The 21378-nt window shown below is 43.6% G+C and carries 10 protein-coding genes; 3 read left to right on the plus strand and 7 right to left on the minus strand.

Features of this window, described 5'->3' with window-relative positions; genetic code table 11:
* Window positions 1–6 precede the first annotated feature (6 nt).
* Window positions 7–3033: a SusC/RagA family TonB-linked outer membrane protein gene (locus SNE26_RS15355; protein ID WP_321554818.1), complete on the minus strand. Its 3027-nt coding sequence runs from the start codon at window positions 3031–3033 to the stop codon at window positions 7–9.
* A 346-nt stretch (window positions 3034–3379) separates the two neighbouring features.
* On the opposite strand from SNE26_RS15355, the gene SNE26_RS15360 reads away from it, so the two are divergent.
* From SNE26_RS15360 to SNE26_RS15370, 3 genes are all read left to right on the plus strand, one after another.
* Window positions 3380–5749, plus strand: a complete 2370-nt coding sequence (locus SNE26_RS15360; protein ID WP_321554819.1) for a beta-L-arabinofuranosidase domain-containing protein — start codon at window positions 3380–3382, stop codon at window positions 5747–5749.
* A gap of 27 nt (window positions 5750–5776) precedes the next feature.
* Entirely contained in the window at window positions 5777–8179 is a 2403-nt protein-coding gene (locus tag SNE26_RS15365; RefSeq protein ID WP_321554820.1) for a beta-L-arabinofuranosidase domain-containing protein, read from the plus strand.
* A 151-nt stretch (window positions 8180–8330) separates the two neighbouring features.
* A complete protein-coding gene (locus SNE26_RS15370; protein ID WP_090532015.1) occupies window positions 8331–8510 on the plus strand; it encodes a histone H1 in 180 nt (59 codons plus the stop codon).
* Between the two features lie 283 nt (window positions 8511–8793).
* Here the strand turns inward: SNE26_RS15370 and SNE26_RS15375 are convergent, their stop codons facing one another.
* The 6 genes from SNE26_RS15375 to SNE26_RS15400 form a co-directional block, all read right to left on the minus strand.
* Window positions 8794–10632, minus strand: a complete 1839-nt coding sequence (locus SNE26_RS15375) for a beta-galactosidase family protein (RefSeq protein WP_321554821.1) — start codon at window positions 10630–10632, stop codon at window positions 8794–8796.
* A gap of 48 nt (window positions 10633–10680) precedes the next feature.
* On the minus strand, window positions 10681–13113 hold the full coding sequence (locus SNE26_RS15380) for a glycoside hydrolase family 2 TIM barrel-domain containing protein (RefSeq protein WP_321554822.1): 2433 nt from the start codon (window positions 13111–13113) through the stop codon (window positions 10681–10683).
* A gap of 19 nt (window positions 13114–13132) precedes the next feature.
* On the minus strand, window positions 13133–14668 hold the full coding sequence (locus tag SNE26_RS15385; protein ID WP_321554823.1) for a glycoside hydrolase: 1536 nt from the start codon (window positions 14666–14668) through the stop codon (window positions 13133–13135).
* Between the two features lie 54 nt (window positions 14669–14722).
* Window positions 14723–16225 (minus strand): RICIN domain-containing protein, encoded by a 1503-nt coding sequence (locus tag SNE26_RS15390; RefSeq protein WP_321554824.1) that lies wholly within the window; start codon window positions 16223–16225, stop codon window positions 14723–14725.
* 73 nt (window positions 16226–16298) lie between these two features.
* On the minus strand, window positions 16299–17999 hold the full coding sequence (locus SNE26_RS15395; RefSeq protein ID WP_321554825.1) for a RagB/SusD family nutrient uptake outer membrane protein: 1701 nt from the start codon (window positions 17997–17999) through the stop codon (window positions 16299–16301).
* Window positions 18000–18010: 11 nt separating this feature from the next.
* Window positions 18011–21214: a TonB-dependent receptor gene (locus SNE26_RS15400; RefSeq protein WP_321554826.1), complete on the minus strand. Its 3204-nt coding sequence runs from the start codon at window positions 21212–21214 to the stop codon at window positions 18011–18013.
* Window positions 21215–21378 lie beyond the last annotated feature (164 nt).

The raw sequence follows: 21378 nt of genomic DNA on the forward strand, positions 1-21378 counted from the left end.
TTTAAATTATAGGGTAACTTTCAAGCTAAAATCAACTGATCTTGAAGTTGGGGTTGAGAATGAATAGATACCTTGTGATCCGTTTGCAGAACCAAATGAGCTAACTTCGGGGTCACCACCTGTAAAGTGCGGAGCGTGGATCCAAAGGTTGCGGCCGGTTACGCTAAATGTTGCCGATTTGAAGGGGCTTTTACTTAACCATGATGGTTTTAAAGTATAACCCAAACTTACGTTACGCAGTTTTACATAGCTACCATCCTGAATAACCGATTCCAAAACGCCGTTTGCACGCTGGTAATAAGCCTGGCCGTTAACCGCTATAGTATTTGGTTGCCCGGTAGTAGCATTTACGCCATCAACTACCCTTAAACCACGGTTTTCGGTAACCTTTGGTGTACCATAAAAATAACCATAGCCATCAACGTTATTTTGAATATCTCCGCCACGCTTGATATCAAAAAAGAAACTGAAATTGAATTGTTTGTACCTGAAATTATTGTTTATACCACCAAGCCAGTTTGGATTAATATTACCTACTATACCCTGTGTATCGTCGGCATATGGAAGGCCTGTATCATCAATCAATAACTTACCTGCCGCATTACGAGCGTAACGGGTACCGTATATCACACCGTAAGGCTGGCCAACTATAACATTAGTAAAACCATTGCTAATCAATGACAGGTCCTTATCAAGATAAAGTACTTTGTTCCGGTTACGAGTAAAATTCAAGGTAAGGTCCCAGTTAAAATCACGGCTCTTTACTGGCGTAATATTTAACAATACTTCGATACCCCTATTACGCATTATAGCCGAATTTACACTTGTGTAGGCATAGCCTGTTGATGGCGCAAGGGCCACTTGTGAAATAATGCCGTCAATTGTTTTTTTGCTGTAAAATGAGGCTTCAAGGCTGATACGATTATTAAAAAAGCCTGCTTCAAAGCCTGCTTCAAACTCGTTAATCCGTTCGTTTTTCAGATTTGGGTTACCAAGTACATCACTTTTCAAAAAGCCGGCCTGCCCTGCATAAGGGAATATAAGATTACGGATAGTTGCGCTATTATATGGTGTTAATAAACTATAAGGACCTATGCCGCCGTCATTACCAACAGTACCATATGAAACCCTTACTTTACCCAGGTTCATTACTTTTGAAAATTCCGGGCTAAAAAATTCTGAGAAGATGAAGCTACCAGCGGCAGAGCCATAAGGATAAAAGCTATGATCTTTTGACAATACCGAGTTACCATCATACCTGCCGGTTAATGATAATAGCAGGAAGCGCTTATACTCGATGTTTGATTGCAGGTAAAAACCAACCTTACGTTGCAAGTATGAAGCCTCTTTATAAGTAACTGTTGAAGCAGATGACATATTGTACAAGCCAGGTACAGTTAAACCTACACCATTTGCATAGGTATTTTCCGTATAGTTTGAGATCAGGTTATTACCCAATATAACATCTACATTAAAATCACCAAATTGCTTATTAGCACTAATCAATAAATCGTTATTGTATTGGCGGTAATTGATATTCTGGTCAACAAGCCGACCATTGGGATTGGATACCGACTGGGTTGATTCATGGTACCTGTCCATTTCAGTATAAACATCGGCACCAAACCTTTCGGTAATGGTCAACCACGACAAAGGTTTATAATCTGCAGTAAAAGTTGGTAAAAACCTGTTAACACCCGAATGATTTTTGATGTTATCCAACACCCAATATGGGTTATTGCGCGAGAAACGATATAAACGCTGGGTGCCATCAGCATTTAAATAAGGTTGCAAATTGTATGAAACCGGCGCAGTAAAAATTGTCCAAACCGGGCTTTCCAGCGCATACCCTTCAGGTAACCTATCATTTTGCGAGTTTGAATAATTTAACTGAAAAGTGGTATTCAGATTTTTTAACACCTGCGCACTATATTTTGCGAAAAAAGTATTACGCAAAAATTTAGTTGTCGGAACTGTTCCCTGCTGATTAAAATTAGAGTATGAAACCAGGTAAGTAGAATTGTTACCGCCGCCGCCAATATTAACGGTATTGTTATATGTATGTCCGGTTTTAAAGAACAGATCTGACTGATTATAAACTTTTGCAGGCTGCCCGTTTATTTTCAGAGTATCCATGCGCGCGCCCCATGATGTGCTTGTTTTTTGATTCACACCATCATAATAAATACCGTTTGTACCTTGCGAATACTTATTTTGAATTTGCGGCAACAGCGGGTTTTCGAAAGAAAAATCAGAAGAAAAAGTTATCAGCGGTTTTTGATTTAAGGCGCCGTTTTTTGTGGTAATAATGACAACACCGTTGGCCCCCTTTGAACCGTATAAAGCTGTAGCTGCCGCACCTTTCAACACGTTCATACTGGCAATAATCGACGGATCTATATCTGCAATACGGTTAGTTCCAGGCCCCGAGTTTAGGTTGCCTGTTTCAGTATTATCAACAGGAACGCCGTCAATTACCATTAAAGGCTCATTAGTACCGTAAATTGAAGATCCTCCACGAATCACAATCCTTGCCGAACTACCCGGCGTACCAGATGAGCTTGTAACCTGAACACCGGCAACCTTACCGGCTATCGCGTTTACCAGGTTGGGCTCTTTTGATTGTGTGATCGACTCTGCCTTTACTTCTTGTGAGCTGTAAGTTAAAATCCTTTTGTCGCGTTTGATACCCAATGCGGTAACAACCACTTCGTTCAGCACTTTGTTATCTTCGGCTAAGGCAATATTAACCTGTGCCTGACCTGTGAGCTTAAGCTCCTGCGCAGTAAAACCTATTGCGGTTACAATTAGTGTACCCTGCCCGGTATAATCAAGGCTGAACATACCACTGCCATTGGTAACAGAACCGGCGCTTGTATTTTTTATTTTAACGGAAGCGCCGGCTATAGGCTCGCCCTTCTCGTCGGTTACCTTTCCTTTTAATGTTACTGTTTGCGCGTAGGTGCTGTAACAAAACACAAACACACTTAGTAAAGGCAAAATGAACCTCTTTAGTAATTGTTTAAACTTCATAAATTAAATTTTGGGGTTAATGACTATGTATTACACGCTGTATTCCAGCCACGTAAAACTATCCGGGAGGCACCCCTTGTTTTTTTATGAAATTTGCCAATACTACCCGTATCTTAACATTCCTGTTACAATAGCATTAAATTGATATTATATTTATATAAAAACCTGTTAAAGCGTTAATATATTGACAGTTAATCTGCAGCGCTATTAAGAAACTTACTTTAAAAAGTCAACGCATAAAAAAACGGCTAAAATCCTGCTATCAACTGCAAAATATCATTTAAAACAATTGTGAAAAACACACTAATTTAGTTGACAGTTATTCTTACCATTATACAAACATATCATGCTGATAAAAAAGAGGTTTAAATTAAACCTATGCCTTGTAGCCTGCTTAGCCGGGGCACATACCTTAAAGGCGCAATCCTATGTACCCGAATTAAACGATACCCGGATAAAAGTAAAACCGGTCGTATCCGTTAAAGCTTATTCTTTTAATTTAAAGGATGTTCAATTACTGGAGAGCCCTTTTAAGAAAGCGATGGAGGTTGACGCCGCTTATTTATTATCTATAGAGCCCGACAGACTGCTTTCGGCCTTCCGTTCGCACTCGGGCCTTACACCCAAAGGAAAAATGTATGAAGGCTGGGAATCATCAGGTTTGGCAGGGCATACGTTGGGGCATTACCTGTCGGCCATTTCTATGCATTACGCATCAACCCGGAATCCCGAATTTTTAAAACGTGTAAACTATATAGTTAAAGAACTTGATGAGTGCCAGGCGGCCCGCAAAAGCGGTTACGTAGGCGCTATCCCGAAAGAAGATACCATTTGGGCCGAGGTTGCCAAAGGCGAGATCCGTTCACGTGGATTTGATTTGAATGGCGGCTGGTCGCCCTGGTATACGGTGCATAAAGTTATGGCAGGTTTACTTGATGCCTATTTATACTGTAATAATCCCGAAGCCTTAAAAGTATGCAAAGGCATGGCCGACTGGACAGGTGAAACCATCAAAAATCTTGATGATGAGAAACTGCAAAAAATGCTGCTTTGCGAATATGGAGGCATGGCAGAAACGTTAGCCAACTTGTATGCCATTAACGGCGATAAAAAATACCTGGAGCTATCGTACAAATTTTATGATAAAAAGATCCTTGATCCCCTATCTCAAAAACAGGATGTACTGCCGGGCAAGCATTCAAACACACAAATCCCCAAAGTAATTGCAAGCGCACGCAGGTACGAGCTTACCGGCGATAAAAAGGATAAAGCCATTGCCGATTTCTTTTGGGAAACCATTGTTAACCATCACTCCTATGCCACAGGAGGTAACAGCAACTATGAATACCTGAGCGATGCAGACAAGCTGAATGATAAGCTTACCGAAAACACTACCGAAACCTGCAACACCTACAACATGCTGAAATTAACCCGGCATTTGTTTGCTGTTGAGCCTTCGGCCATGCTGATGGATTATTACGAAAAGGCGCTGTATAACCACATTCTCGCTTCGCAAAACCATGCCGACGGTATGATGTGCTACTTTGTACCGCTGCGGATGGGTGGAACCAAGCATTACAGTACACCGTTTGATGATTTTACCTGCTGCGTTGGCTCGGGTATGGAAAACCATGTTAAATACAACGAGAGTATCTACTTTAAAGGAGCTGATGGCAGTTTATACGTCAACCTGTTTATCCCATCGATACTTAACTGGGCATCAAAAGGTTTATCAGTAAAACAGGAAAGCAGCTTCCCTAATGATGATCATATCACATTTATGGTGAATACCAAAAAGCCGCTTACCATGGCTATCCGCATCCGTAAACCAAAATGGACCAGCAATGCTACTATCAGCATTAACGGAAAAGCTCAAAATGCTGCCATTGATGCCCAGGGATATATTGTTTTAAGCCGCAAATGGAGCAACAACGATAAAATTGAATTTACCACACCCGAGAAGCTTTATACCGAAGCCATGCCCGATAATGCCAACAGGCGTGCGGTATTTTACGGCCCGGTATTGCTTGCAGGTGTGTTAGGCAATACTGAGCCTGATCCGTTGAAAGGTGTACCGGTGTTTGTGACCAGCGAGACTGATCCTAACCAATGGCTGCAAATGGTTGATAAAAAACAATTAAGCTTTCGCACGGTGAATATTTCAAAGCCAGAGGAAGTTACACTGATCCCATTCAACCAAACTCAAAATCAATACTATTCTGTTTATTGGGACGTATTTACTCCACAGGCATGGGTGGTGCAGCAAAAAGCCTATGACGAGCAAAGGAAAAAACAACAGGAACTGGAAGCCCGCACTATGGACATTTTACGTATAGGCGAAATGCAGCCCGAACGCGATCATAACTTCATCAGTGAAAACGCCACTACAGGTGAAGACCATCAAAAGAAATGGCGGTCTACGGAGAACGGCGGCTACCTGCAATACGAAATGAAGATTGATGCCAATGCGCAAAACACGCTCATTAACAGCTACTGGGGTATGGATAACCGCGGCAGAAAATTTGATATTTTGATTGATGGCGTTAAGCTGGCATCAGAGGATTTGAACCAGTACAAGGAAAGCCGCTTTTACGATATCAGCTATACGTTACCTATTGAGCTAACTAAAGGCAAGCAAAAAGTAACCGTAAAACTGCTGCCTCAAAAAGAAAACAGTGCAGGCCCGGTTTACGGCAGCCGGATGGTTAAAAACTAATTTTAAAAGCAAAAGAACTTGAATATCATGATCAATAAACAAAAAGTCGCCGGTGTGCTTGCCCTTTCACTGGCTGCACTTACAAGCCCGGTATTGGCACAGCAAAAGGATTACCCTATCCAGCCGGTTGCCTTTACCAGCGTACACGTGAACGATAACTTCTGGCAGCCCAAAATGGAAGTGAATGCCACAGTTACCATTCCGTACGTGCTGGCGCAATGCAAGGCAAACGGCCGCATGGATAACTTTTTACGCGCCGCAAAAAAGCTTGACGGCGATAAACTAAGCGAATTCCCGTTTGATGATACCGATGTGTATAAGGCAATTGAAGGTGCATCCTATTCTATGCAGAATAAAAGGAACCCGCAGCTTGATAAATCCATTGATAGCCTCATCTCCATTATTGGCGCGGCCCAGGAGCCGGATGGCTATCTATACACTTTCAGAACTGTTAACGCCAAAAAGCCCCATGAGTGGATAGGCTCCAAACGCTGGGAAAAGGAAGAAGACCTGAGCCATGAGCTATATAATGCAGGCCACCTTTATGAAGCTGCCGTAGCACATTACCAGGCAACCGGTAAACGTACATTGCTCAACATCGCCATAAAAAATGCCGACCTGTTGGTTAAAACTTTTGGACCGGGCAAAATTGAGGAATATCCGGGCCACCAGATCGTGGAGATCGGCCTTTCAAAAATGTACCGGGTTACCGGCAACAAACAATACCTCGACCTGGCCAAATTCTTTTTAGATGTGCGCGGACCAAAAGGCGATGCTTACAACCAGGCCGATAAAAAAGTGGTTGACCAGCATGAAGCCGAGGGCCACGCGGTACGGGCTGCCTACATGTACACCGGCATGGCCGATATCGCTGCCTTAACAGGTAATACCAAATATTTGGCAGCCATTGATGATATATGGAGTGATGTGGTAACCAAGAAACTGTACATCACCGGCGGCATTGGCGCAACCGGGGCAGGTGAGGCTTTTGGCGAAGCATACCAGTTGCCGAATATGTCGGCCTATGCCGAAACCTGTGCGGCTATTGGCAACGTTTACTGGAACAACAGGATGTTCCTCCTGCACGGCGATTCGAAATACATTGACGTGTTGGAAAGAACGCTTTACAACGGCCTGTTATCGGGCGTATCATTGAGCGGTAACAGGTTCTTTTACCCAAACCCGCTGGCTTCCATGTTTCAGCATCAGCGCAGCGCATGGATCAGTTGTGCCTGCTGTATCAGCAACATGACCCGCTTTTTACCTTCGCTGCCGGGTTACGTTTATGCTAAAAACAAAAACGACCTGTACATTAACCTGTTTATGAGCAACTCAAGTAATATCAAACTTACTTCGGGTAACGTAAACATTGTACAGCAAACAGATTATCCATGGAAAGGCAGGGTTGACATTACCGTTAACCCCGATAAAGCAGGTGAATTTACTTTAAGGGTACGCATTCCCGGCTGGGCCAAACAGCAGCCGGTACCGGGCGACCTGTATACCTTTATGGATAAAAAATCCTTCCCGCTTACGCTGATGATCAACGGGCAGGCAAAATCATTTGAAACCGAAAAGGGCTATGCCGTGCTAAAACGCACCTGGAAAAAAGGCGATAAAGTTTCGCTTTTATTACCTATGGAAACCGAAAAAGTATTAGCTAATCAACAGGTTAAGGACGACAGGGGCAGGTTTGCATTTGAGCGCGGCCCTATTGTTTATTGCCTTGAAGGCCCGGATAACAAGGACAGCCTGGTACAAAACATATTGATTGATAAAAATGCCATTGCCGATGCCAACTATCATGCCGATCTACTTAATGGCGTTGATGTGATCAGTACTGAAGGAAAAAGCGCCAAACGCCAGCTAAAAACCGACAGCATTTTACAAACCGATCAAATGGTGAAAGCTATTCCTTACTATGCCTGGGCAAATCGGGGGCCGAGTGAAATGACGGTTTGGATCCCTTATGAAACTTCGGCTGTGCGCCCTAAACCGGCACCTACCATTGCCAGTACCAGTAAAGTGAGCGCCTCGTTAAAAAACGTGCGAATGTTTGCTGCCATAAAAGATCAGTATGAACCCGCCGATTCCAAAGATACCAACTACCCTTACCTGCACTGGTGGCCCGCTAAAAACACCAATGAGTTTGTACAGTATGATTTTGATACTGAACACACCGTTAGCGAATCAAAAGTTTACTGGTATGATGACGGCCCATGGGGTGGCTGCCGTATCCCGGTATCGTACAAGATCCTGTATAAAAAAGATGGCCAATGGGTTCCGGTAAAAAATACCACACCTTACACCATAAGCAAGGATAGTTTTAATGTGGTTACTTTTGATCCGGTTGCTACTACAGCCCTACGAATGGAAATTCAGTTACCGGCTGATAACTCTACCGGGATCCATGAATGGGCGGTTAAATAACCTGTTATCCATAATAACAGTAAAGCCTTTCCGTTTATGCGAAAGGCTTTACTGTTTTAATTACACCGCAAACGGAATACTTTAAGTATAAAAAGCCCATTTTACCTATAAACTTATATTCCCTACATTTGCGGCCTTAAAAAATAAAAAAATGATAAATTTCGAAAAAGTGAAAGAAGTTATCGCAGCAGCAGAAGCTGACGCGGCAAGCTTTTATGAAAAAGGTAACAAGGCTGCCGGTACAAGACTGCGCAATGCTATGCAACAATTAAAAGTATTAGCTACGGATATCCGTAAAGAAGTTACTGAAAAGAAAAACGCAGCAGCTTAATCACTGTCAAAAATGTTTTTAGATAAAGCGGGCTGGTTTTCCATGTACCCGCTTTATTGCTTAACTGAAGGCTGCGAGCCACAAGGTGAGCAAAATACTGTCGCAGGTTTAGCGACAGCGTAACCTTTGACCAATCATAGTTTAAGCTTCTGTTTTTCAGCCTTTAACTAAAAAAACAACAGTTACAAACTGGCAATAACAAACAAAAAGACTGTAACCCCATATACACGAGATTACAGTCTTTTTCATTGTCATTTCTAAAAACAGACAGAGCTGCCTGAACTTATTTCCCTAAAACATCCAAAATAGGGTGATCAATCGCGTTCAATATATTTTCTGATGATTTTATCAGTTCAAGTACGGTAATTTCATTATCGCCTTTTTTCAGCCATTCAACCGGTACATAAATGGTTTGCTGCGGACCGCAATTCCAATAACGGCCTAAATTGTGCCCGTTGATCCAAACAATGCCTTTACCCCATTTACTCATGTCGAGATAAGTATCGGCCAATTTATCAACCTTGAAAACTGCTTTTTTCAATTGCGGTGTATTGTTAGCTACAATCTTTTTAATTGCCGGATTTGCTTTCACTTTGTTGATATCATCAAAAGGCAGTGAATACATTTTCCAGCTTTTCAACTCAGTACCGGCAAAAAGTACTTTTTCTGTAATACCCTTTTTGTTTTTAAGCAGGTAAGGACCAAAATTGATACGGCCAAGGTTTTCAACTAAAATATCCAGTGTTACCTTTCCTTTGGGCAAATTGATCATGAGGCTGTCCTGGTATTTACGCCTGTCGAGGATCCCTGCACGTTTGCCGTTTATGTAGATCAGGCCGTAATCGCGCAGGTCTTTGATTTTAAGCAAACCAGATTTGCCTCCGTTAATGGTTGTGCGGTAAAGTACAAAACCATAAGCCTGATTAAGATCTTCAAAAGCAAGGGGAGTGCTATTGATCTTTGCCGCCGGCAGTACATTAAACAGGCTTCTTGATTGTGTAAACTTAATTGCAGGTAGGCTTATGGCATGTTTAGCTGCGGGAACTTCGGGCAGAGATACGCCTGTAGGAAGGTGCTTACTGATCACAGTGCGAAACTTCATGAACTTATCGGTAGCATTACCTGCCTCATCAAGCGGCGCATCATAATCATAGCTGCTGATCTGCGGTTCATAAGGGTTTTGATCATTATAGTTTGCACCGTTCATGAAAGCACGTGTTGTACCGCCATGAAACATGTACATGTTAATGGAAATACCTGCGGCCAGTACCGAATCAAGTTTCGGTACATATTTATCAGCAGGTATGGTATGATGTGCAGTTCCCCACCAGTCGAACCAGGCCGGGTACCATTCGGCAATAAAATAAGGGCCCTTGCCATTATAATTTTCGCCGATAAGCTTTTTAACTTTTGCTACATCATCAACACCGTTTATAGCGGGTAATAAGCCCGGTAAATGACCATCTTTTATAGCAGGTTCAGGATCGCAGGTGTAGAGCTGGCCATCAAAACCGGCATCTATAAACATTTTGCGGTTAAGGGCCAGGTAATCTTTATCGCTGCCATATGAGCCGTATTCGTTCTCTATCTGCACCATTAAAATATTGCCGCCATGGTTCACCAGCAGGGGTGATAATTGCCTACCTACCTGGGTAAGATATTTTTTATAAGCTTCCAGGTATTTAGGCTCCTTACTGCGTACAACTAAGCCCTGCTCCTTTTCGAGCCAGTAAGGATAGCCGCCAAACTCCCATTCGGCGCAAACGTAGGGGCTGGGGCGTAATATCACCCAAAGGCCTTCCTCCTGTGCTATCTTTACAAATTCGGCAATATCATTGTTGCCGGTAAAATCATAATGCCCTTTCTGTGGTTCATGAACATTCCAGAAAACGTAGGTACCAATGGTGTTCAACCCCATAGCTTTGGCCATTTTCATACGCTGGCGCCAGGCCTCACGCGGAACGCGGGTATAGTGCATTTCGCCGGAAATGATCTGCAGCGGTTTACCATCAAGCAGGAATGTAGTATCGCCAAGGGCAAAAGTATGTTTAGCATTTTGCGCCTGCAGCTTTGCGGATGCAAACAGGATAACAGAGAGGAATAGTAGTTTTATAAGTTTCATAAATTGAAAAAAAGCAGGATTTTAGTTTTTATTTATATCAGGGGATGATTATTTTACGGTTAATGTTATAGCTGATGATTTAAGATTACCGGCACTAAACTGAACCTGTACAACGCCAGGTTTACCGGTAGTTTGTACATAAGCTAATAAGCGCCCGTGCAACGCTTTACGTTGGTTTGATTGATAGCTTTCATGGCTGCTGTTGCTGCCGCTTTCAAGGCCTGATAGTTTAGCCGGGCCCGTAATTGATACTGTTATCTCATCGGTAGCAGTAAATACAGGGTTACCGTTTTTATCGGTAATGTAAACCTCAATCTGGCTCAAGCCTTTTGTGTTATGGCTAAATAGGGTATTATCAGCCACCGCATTAAGTTGATAAGCATCGCCGGCTGTTTTTATACTGTTGGTACATACTTCAACACCATTATTGTAACCTTTTACTAAAAGCTCGCCGGGCTGGTAATCAACCTCCCATGATGGCACCCGCCCTCTTGCGGTGCTGCGGACCTGTTTGCCAAGGGATTTGCCGTTCAGAAACAATTCTGTTTCCTGGCAATTGGTAAAACAATCAACTTTTACTTTACTGCCGGGCTGCCAGTTCCAAACCGGCTCAGCAGTGCGGTGGCTCCAGATCCCTCTGTCATCAGTCCCCGTTATAGGGCGTGCGCCTATGTAAGCCATTGGCGTATCCGACCAAAGACTTTGCCTGAAGAAATATTCCGGCTTTTTAAAGCCGGCCAGGTCAATAAGCCCTGCGCCGTTACTGCGCTGCGGCCATTTGCCGGCCTCGCCCAGGTAATCGATACCTGTCCATAGGTATTGAGCAGAGATGTATTCGTTACTATCAACAGCGTTCCAGGCTTGTTGCGCCATCCCGTTCTCGCTGCCGTAAATAATACGGTTGGGATATTTCTTATGATCTTCGGGATATCGGTATTCCTGGTAATTATAGCCCACAACATCCAGCACATCAGGGTAGCCTACTTCGTTCGACATCACCACACCGGCCAGCGCGGCTGTTACAGGGCGGGTTTGATCAACGGCTTTTACAGCTTTAACCAGTTGTTTGGCTATAGGTGTTAACCCGCTTGCCGCGGGATGATCAGGCAGGTAGCCCTTACCATAGATCTGCGGGTTGCGACCTGTATTTAATACTTCATGCGTATATGGATCGTTAGGATAATCTATCTCGTTACCGATGCTCCACATAATGATGGAAGGGTGGTTACGTGCCCGCAACACCATATCAGTTACATCCCGGTCTGCCCATTCCTTAAAATATTCGTGGTATCCGTTTTTGGATGGCGTACCAACATTCCAGCCTGCTACCCATTTGTTTTTACCTGCCTCCCATTCGTCAAAAGCTTCGTCCATTACTAAGAAGCCCATTTTATCGCACAAATCGTACAGATAATCGGCATGAGGGTTATGGCTTAGCCTGAGCGAGTTTACTCCTGCATCTTTCAATAATTTCAACCTGCGTACCCAAACTTCCGGCGGCACGGCTACACCCAGGGCACCGGCATCATCATGAATACATACACCTTTAAGTTTAGTGCTTTTATCATTTAAAAAGAAGCCCTTATCCTTATCAAAACGGATACTGCGGATCCCTACCGCATGTGTTATTTCATCAGTTTGCTTGCCGTTGCGGTTTAGAGATACCAGTAGTTTATAAAGATCAGGCTTTTCGGTATCCCATAATTGAGGGGATGATATCTGTTGATCAAATTCAACCTCATGTTTGCCCGGCTTTACAATTACCTGTTTTTGCAGGGAAACAACTGCTTTCCCCTTTTCGCCAAGCAGGTTTACTTTTACCAGTACAGATGCATCTGTAGTCTTGCTATTGGTAATGCTCACGTTAATTTTTACTGTAGCTTTATCTGCCGAGACATCGGGTGTAGAAAAGGCTACATCCCAGGGGGCTATGTGTACCGGGTCTTTAACAATGATGTATACATTACGGTAAATACCTGAGCCTGTATACCAGCGTGAATCAGCAAATTCGTTGTGGTCTACCTTTACTGCTATCGTATTTTGTCCGTTTAAGTTTAAATACTTGCTTAGCTCATATTGAAACGAGATAAAGCCATTTGGGCGTTTACCTAAATAATGCCCGTTGATCCATACCTCGCTGTTTTTATATACGCCATCAAAATAAATATATACCTGCTTCCCTTTCCATGCATTGTTACCGGCGAAACTCTTTTTGTACCAGCCAATCCCTCCCGGCAAATAGCCGGTGGCACTTGCCCATTCATTACTAAAAGGGCCTTCAATGCTCCAGTCATGTGGCAGGTCCACAGTTCTCCATTGCGTTTCGGTAGCGATACCACTGATCCCTGTACTGATGTCGCCCTTGTGGAAAGCCCATGCCGCATTAAATAAAACCGGTTTTCCTGGGCCCTGGGCCTTAAGTAAGCCCGGCAGCAATAGTATGCTGAATAAAAAAAGAAGCGAATAGTTTATATTTTTCATTTCGACAGAAAATAAGATGCTACTTAATGATCCCGGTAAGGGTGACGATGGAACGGGCCGGAACAACATTCTTATCCCCGGTTATTTTACCGGCTTTAAGCTCATCACCCTGCGATGTTAAATAGGATGCCGTAAACTGAACTTTAACATTATCCATATGAAATGCCGCGCTTACATCATTAGTACCCTGGTTAACTATAACCACGGTTAAGTTTTTTCCATTTTTAAATGCCGACACCAGCAAGGGCTTTCCTTCAGCTACCGATGAAACTTCAGCATCAACCCTCACAGCCCCGGGGTTAACAAACCTGCTGTAATTACCCATGGCCCAAAGCATTTTACTGCTGTAAAAATTGCCGTCGGTTTTATTTTTGTCGATGTAGATAAGGCCATCTTTATAGTCATAGGCCGAAATGGCTGTCCACCATTGCCAGGCCGATGCGTTGGCCGCCGTAAGATCGGTATGGATTACCGATGCTAAATATAATGCCGCATCTATACCCAGATCACGCTTATTGCCATCAATCTCGCCTGCGTTATCACCTAAAATGCAATACTCCGACTGCCAGAAATCAAGTCCCTTAACAGCCGATACACTATCAGCCAATGCCCCACGAGCTTTTACTGACGATGCCATTGGCGACGTGGTAAAATAGCTGTGTGCTGCAATAGTTTTGGCTACCGAAGGCAGGTCGCCTATGTAATTGGCCGATCCCGGCTTGAAAAAATCTGTAATCTGACTGCCCTTACCTGGCTTATCACCTTTAGTAAATAAGTAGTTGATGCTCCCGGCCTCGCCAACCAAAATCTTTGAGCTAATTTTATTATTGATGAATTCTTTATTGATGGCCCGTATTAATCCGGCAACTTCAGCATTATTATAAGGGGCTCCCTCCTGCCCTCCATCGCTCCAATCCCATTGGGGCTCGTTTATCGGGCTTATGTAATCAAATTTTACTTTGCTTACCTGCTCAACTCCCTTTACCACTTTGGCCAGGAATACGGCATAAGCATCATACTTATCAGGTGCAATATTCACTTTGCCCCCGGTAGCGTAAGCTTTGCCATTAATGGTAAACTGCACCGGCGGACTGTTATTAAAACCTAAAAATTGATTAACCCCGCGCTTTTTGGCCGCCTCAAGAAACCACAACTGCCCGGCCTGGTTTTGCCAGTTATAGCTTCCATCACCGTTTAAAAACGATTCAGCACGGCGCCACTCGTCTTTAATGCCACTCTCATTTCCTTGCTGGGTACTGCCGGCACCAATGTTAAACCTCCATAATGACAAACCTATCCCTTTAGGTGAACCATCGGCATAGGTATCCCGGCTAAAAAGCAGGTCGGCAATTTTGTTGCGCTTATCATCAGGCCAGTTACCCACAAACTGGCATGCCCAAGCATCCGACGCACCAAAATTGCTAATGGGTTGATGCGTTTTTGAAAAATTGATATCAATAGTTACGTCTTTGCCCTGGCTGCTTACCAAAGGAATATTAATCCCCAAAGCAGCCACGGCCAACAGTACTTTTTTTATAGTAGTTTTTATTATCATCGTGTTTAAATCAACAAATAAAACAGCACTAAACAGTGCTGTTTTATTGCAATATTATTGTTGCACTATTTGCCATTGCTGGTTAGCAGCGCCGCCATAAGGCCACTGAATGATGCCTGCACCATTTGTGGTTGATGCGCCGTTAACATCAAGCGCAAGCCCGCTGTTGCGGTTAATTACTTTATAGATACCATCGCTGGTAGCAGTAAGCTGCCATTGCTGGTTGTTGCCACCGTTCCACGGCCATTGTATAATGCCCGCGCCATTGGCGGTTGAACTCATATTAACATCAAGCGACTGCGTGCTGTTGCGGTTAGTTATTTTGTAATAGCCCCCGCCGTTGGCAGCAATAACCCATTGCTGGTTATTGCCCCCGTTTTGAGGCCACTGTATGATGCCTGCTCCATTGGCCGTTGAGCCACCATTAACATCAAGCGCCTGGCCGCTGTTAACATTTAAAAACCTGTAGTATGCACCGGTATAAAATGTATCGGTACCACCGGCACCTACGCCCCAGGCATATTTAATGCGACTTAAGCCCGATGCATTTGTTGTTGACACGGTAAGGCTTGTACCGGTTCCGTTCAATTGTTGAATGGCGTAGCTATCGCCGGTACGTACGCCCGGCCAATAAACTGCGCCCATACCATAAGCACGTGCCTGGTTGGTTAAACCCTGCAGGTATGCTATTTCCTGGTCGCCGCCAATGGCCCCGGTATAATTTTTACCACCTGTCATCGGGATACCAAATTCGGTAAGTACTGCACGGCTGCTGTAGGCACCAATATTACCTTTCAAACGATTTTCCCATTGCAGAGCGGTTGTAAGTGTGCCGTTACTGAAAAAGGTATAATCATGGATCGACAATAAACAACCCGAAAAACGGCTATCGGCGCCAACGCCTGTAATATCCTGCGAATAAGAAGTACCGCTGATCAGGATCCTGCCTTGGGGAACAGATGGATAGTTGCTTAACCACTGGGCGCAAATGGTTGTCCAGTCGGTTAAAGAATAGCCGTGCGGCTCGTTAAAGATCTCGAAATACACATGCGCGTTGCTGCCATATTTGGCAACAATGGTTTGCCACATCGACCAAAACTCGGTTGTGTTATCTATCTTCCCGTCTGCAGATGATTTAGCTTCCCAGTAACCCAGTATTACATTCATTCCTTTACTCAGAGCCTTATCAATAACACCTGTATAAGAGTTCCACCAGGTTTGTGATACCGTTGAATAGTTTACAGGCAGCCTTACCGTATTTGCTCCTGTATTGGTTTGGATCCCTGTTAATACAGCATCAGCTTTAGCCGATACCGTGGCATAACTATCAGCAGATGTTAAGCCGCTTAATACCAGGATCCCGTCACTAAAGTTATCACCATCGGCAGCCCAGTTCACGCCTTTCAGCGCGCTTGCCGGTGTTGAATCTGTAATGACTGTTTTATCTCCTATTTTTACTTCATCCGGAGTGGATGATTTTTTTACTGATACGATATCCTTTTTACACCCGGCCGCCAAACAACACATCGCTAATAATGCAATACTTAAGTTCTTCATAATTTTGCTATAGGTTAGAATTGGGTAGAAAAAAGGGGGAAGAAAGAAGTTCTTCCCCCGGGAATAGTTATTGTTAGTAACCTGGGTTTTGCTGCAACTGCCCACCAGATGCCTGGATCTCGGCCCTTGGTATTGGTAACCAATAATGTTTGGTTTCAAACTTGCGACCGTCTAAAGCTACTTTTGGTGTATAAGTAAATGTACCGTTGGCATTTTTAGTAATAATCACACCCCCTGCCGGTTTATTTTCGGTCACCTCGGCAATTTTCCAGCGGCGTACATCATAAAAACGGTGCTCCTCAAACGCCAGTTCAACACGACGCTCATAGCGTACAGCATCACGCATTTGTGATTGTGACATTCCCCCAGCCAAAGCAGGCATATTAACACCCGGACGTGAACGGATCAGGTTAATAGCCGTACGTGCAGATAATGATGAACCAGAAGGAACAACGTCAGGCCCGTAAGCTTCGTTAGCTGCCTCAGCAAAGTTCAACAGGATCTCGGCATAACGGAAATAGATCCATGGCTGGAAACCCGCGTTACCCCATGGGTTTTGCAATGGATATGCATCATTCATGTATTTTTTTAGATAGTAGCCTGTTTTGGTAGTGTTCCAGTTATCGGCACCATCTTTACTGTCTTTTCCACCTGGAATGAAGGCTTCGATATTTCTCTCGCGGTATGGGGCACCGTTGTATAACACAGTGGCAGCAAACCTTGGGTCGCGATGGTCATATGGATGAGTTGGATCGTAGCCAGATGTGGGGTCGGTAATGGCTTTACCGTTGTCCATTTCATAATCATCTACCAGATTTTGCAATGGTGTATTACCTGCCCAGCCGCCATAGCCGTTTGGCCCGTTGGCTATTTCAAGGTGGGTATGATTTGCATTTTTAGTATACAAACGCTCAAAAATAGCTTCGTTAGTTTCGTTGGTCAAAAACAGGTTAGCGTAGCCACCTGTGTAAATACCATATTTATTAAGGCTGATAACTGCCTGTGCAGCTGTAACAGCATCGGCCCAGGTGCCAGCAGCATATAATGGGCTTGCAGCATATAATTTTAACCTTGATTTTAAAGCCAACGCTGCGCCTTTGGTAGCACGACCTAAAAGCCAGCTACCATCATTGTTTAGCGGCAATTTTGATGCGGCGTCATCAAGCTGGGCACTCACGTAATCAATACACTCCTTAATCGAAGCACGTTTAGATAGTGATGGGTCCTGCAGGTTATCATTAAGATTAGTTACTTTATCACCCATCAAAACAACACCGCCATAATTGCGGATCAGGTCCTGGTAACGGAAAGCCCTGATAAATTTAAGTTCGCCCTCAATGCGGGTTTTATGTGCCGCGCTCATCGACAGATTCGGCAAAAGAGCCAATGCTGAATTACATTCCCTTATGCTGCGGTAACTACGCCCCCAAAGTACTCCCGCACCGCCCAAATTTTCGGGTGCAAGCTGGCCCCTTTGAATAAGCCAGGTAGCATCGTCATTGTTATAAATTGACTCGTCAGTGAGTGAGCTCCACATGCTGTACTCAAAACCACGGCCAAAGCCAGGGTTTGAACCATCACCCTCTTTATCCTGTAACCTGGCACCTATGTAACGATTAGTTACGTAAGCTTCAAATACCGCTGTATCCGAACCAATAGCCGATGAAGCGATCCTATCGGTAGGGGTTACATCCAGTAAATTTTTTTTACATGCTGTAATACTCAGCATACCGCCCATCATTAAAAACAGCGGGGTTTTATATTGTAGTTTCATTATCGTTTGATTTAAAATTTCACGTTAGCACCTAAGTTTATAATTCGTTGCTGCGGATAAAACTGGCCGCTACCACTGGTTCCCTCAGGATCATAATCCTTAACTTTACTAATAGTGAACAAGTTGAAAGCGCTTGCATAAACCCTTAAGCCGCCAATTTTAAGTTTTGACAGGAACGGTGCGTTGAAATTGTAGCCCAATTGTGCGTTCTTTAACCTCAGGAACGATGCATTATTGAGCCAGAAATTGTTCGGGTATAAACCACCACTTATGGCGTTCGATGCACGGTCGGTTACTCTTGGATAAGTTCCATTGGTATTTGACGAACTAAAGCGGTTATCGGCCCAGCTACTGTAAAAATTACCTACGCTACCTGCTTCAGGCAACACATATTGACTAACCTGGGCCTGGCCTGCAAACAGGACCGATAGATCAAACCCTTTATACGCAGCATTTAAACTAAACCCGTAAGTGATTTGAGGGATGTTACCGTATTTTGTACGGGTTTGGTCGTCGGCGGTAATTTTACCATCATTGTTGTAATCAAGGTATTTCAAATCACCAACTTTTGCACCCGGAACATGTGGATAAGCGTCGAGCTCGGCCTGGGTACGGAATATACCGATGGCATCGTAGAGCAACGATGTGCCCAATGGACGTCCTGTTTGTCGCTGATAAGGCAACGTAGCAGCTGTGCTTGCTTCATCAATAAAAACAATTTTGCTTTTTGCATAAGTGAAGTTTCCGCTTACACCCCATGTAAAGTCATGACCGCTACTGTTGTAACCTAATGTTGCCTCAAAACCATCACTGTTAACTTTGCCAATATTTTCTAAAGGTACTAAAGGCGTATAATTTGCAGAACCATCGTTATAAGGGTTTACGATACCTGACGATCCCGGAACAGAAGCATTCCTTGCAGCAAGGATGTTATTTCTCCTTTGCTGGAAATAAATAGCCTCTACCGTAAAGTTATGAAGGAAAGTGGCGTTGATACCTATATCGAGCTTTTTAGCGGTTTCCCACGTTATGTTAGGATTTGCCAGTTTTGTAAGATTGACGTTTGGCTGAATAACGTTAGAACCACTGCCAGGTAAGCTGGCTACAAAGCCATTATTTACTAAAGAATAGTTATTAAAATACTGAAAAGGTGATATATTATCATTACCTAACGAGCCATAAGAAACCCTCAGTTTCAAATCATCAAAAAAGCCGACGCTATTTTTAAACCAGTTTTCCTTCGTAATTCTCCAACCAACCGAAGCCGAAGGAAAATACCCCCATCTGGTCGCACCCGGGAATACAGAAGTTCCATCGGCACGTAATTGGCCTTCAAACAAATACTTTTCATCATAAGAGTATGTTAAACGACTAATGTAGCTGGCGCGGTTATAATTTGAACTCAATCCCGAGTTAAGATAATCGGTAGCTGCACCTCCACCTTGCGATAAATCAGGCAGTTGCGATGACAAATAGTTATAGCGGGTGGCATCAAAATACTCTTTGTGGTTTTTGCTTTGCTCATAGCCTACAAAAGCGCTTATATCGTGCAAACCAAATTTGTGTGCATAGTTCAATTTGATGTTGGAAGTTAGCAAACTCTGATTTTCCTGCGACTCGAATAAAGTAGCAGCATTATTGTTACCTCCTACAGTAACTTTGTTATAAACCTGTGTGCTCGCAACATAGCTGTATAAAACGTACGGTTTGCTGAAATTTTTATCGAAATTGTATGATTTATCAACCGAGAAAAAACCATCAACAGATAAACCTTCAATGCCGGGGATAGCATAGCTACCTTTTAAAATACCATTGAAAACCTGTTTAGGGTTATTGTTGATACCCCCAATATCGGTTGCCTGCACGGCCGGGTTATTGTTTTCAATACCTGTAGTTGGCAAACCATTTGGATAATAAGCTGCAACAATAGGCTTAGCCCGGTAAACAGAACGAAAAAGATCGCCGGCACCTGTAACAGGGAACTGCCTGTCTTCCTCACGGCCAGATAACGACAAACCTACTTTTAAGCGTTTGGTAACATTGGCATCAATATTTGAGCGAAAATTATATTGATGATATTTGGTTGCGCCATTTTTATAAATACCATCCTGGTAAAGCGTACCCAGTGAAACAAAGTATTTTATATCCTCGCCACCGCCCGAAACCGAAAGGCTATGTTGGTTTTGCAACGCCGACCCTTTAAGCGTTTGCTTTTCCCAATCAGTATTTGGATAGTTTAACGGATCTGATCCGTCTTTGAATTTCTGGATCTGATCAGCTGTGTAAGATTGATTTAAGCCACCTGCCGGGTTCGAATCATAATTAATCTCATTCATGATCTGGGCATAAGTGGCAGCATCAGCCATTTTTGGCAAGCGTGTTGGTGAACTAAAGCCCTGATTAAAGCTATAATTGATAGTTGGTTTACCCGATTTACCACGTTTTGTGGTAATGAGGATAACACCGTTTGCGGCCCTGTTACCATAAATAGCAGCAGACGCATCCTTTAATACCGACATGGTTTCGATATCGTTGGGGTCGAGCCGCTCTAAACCACCTATCTGGGCAGGGATACCGTCAACAACAACCAATACATCGTTATTACCTGTTGTGGCCAAACCACGTACAGTAATACCCGAACCGTCATACCCTGGCTCACCGCTGCGATTGTTAACAATTACACCCGAAAAACGACCGGCAATACCATTTGAAAGGTTCGGTTGAGGGCTTTTTACCAGCTCAGAACCTTTTACCTGCGAAATGGAACCTGTTAAGGTTGCCTTTTTCTGTGTACCATAACCTACAACCACTACCTCATTCAGTGACTTTGAATCGGCTGTTAATTGCACATTGATGGTGGTTTGCCCATTAAGGCTAACTTCATGAGGAGTGTAGCCAATATACTTGAATACGAGAGTACCTGATGACGCATCGGGTACATTAAGGCTGAACTTACCATTAATGTCGGTAATTACGCCGGTTGTTGTACCTTTAAGCACAACGCTTACACCGGGCAATGTTTCGCCTCTTTCGTCGGTAACTTTACCGGTTATCCTGGCATCAGGTAAGCGCTGCTCGTTAATGGTACCCCCAAAAGCCATTACCGGCATTTGGACTGTAGCTAAACAAGCTACGGCCATGCCGGCCGCAACGACGAAAAAGCGGGGTGACCTTTTCCGATGGGGAGAATCCTTTACATGTAAATTTAGTTTCATATAGTTTTTAATTTGGTTTTTAATTGATTTAAACTTTGCTCTGCAAAGGCACAAAAACAGGAGTGCGACTAAAGCATTGGTTAGTTGCTATCGTCTTTTTCCCTATTACAATAATGCCGGATACAAAAGCCTGGTTTAAACCTTGGTTATTGGTAGGGCTAAAT

The sequence above is a fragment of the Mucilaginibacter sp. cycad4 genome, assembly GCF_034263275.1.
In the GTDB taxonomy this organism is placed as follows: Bacteria; Bacteroidota; Bacteroidia; order Sphingobacteriales; family Sphingobacteriaceae; genus Mucilaginibacter.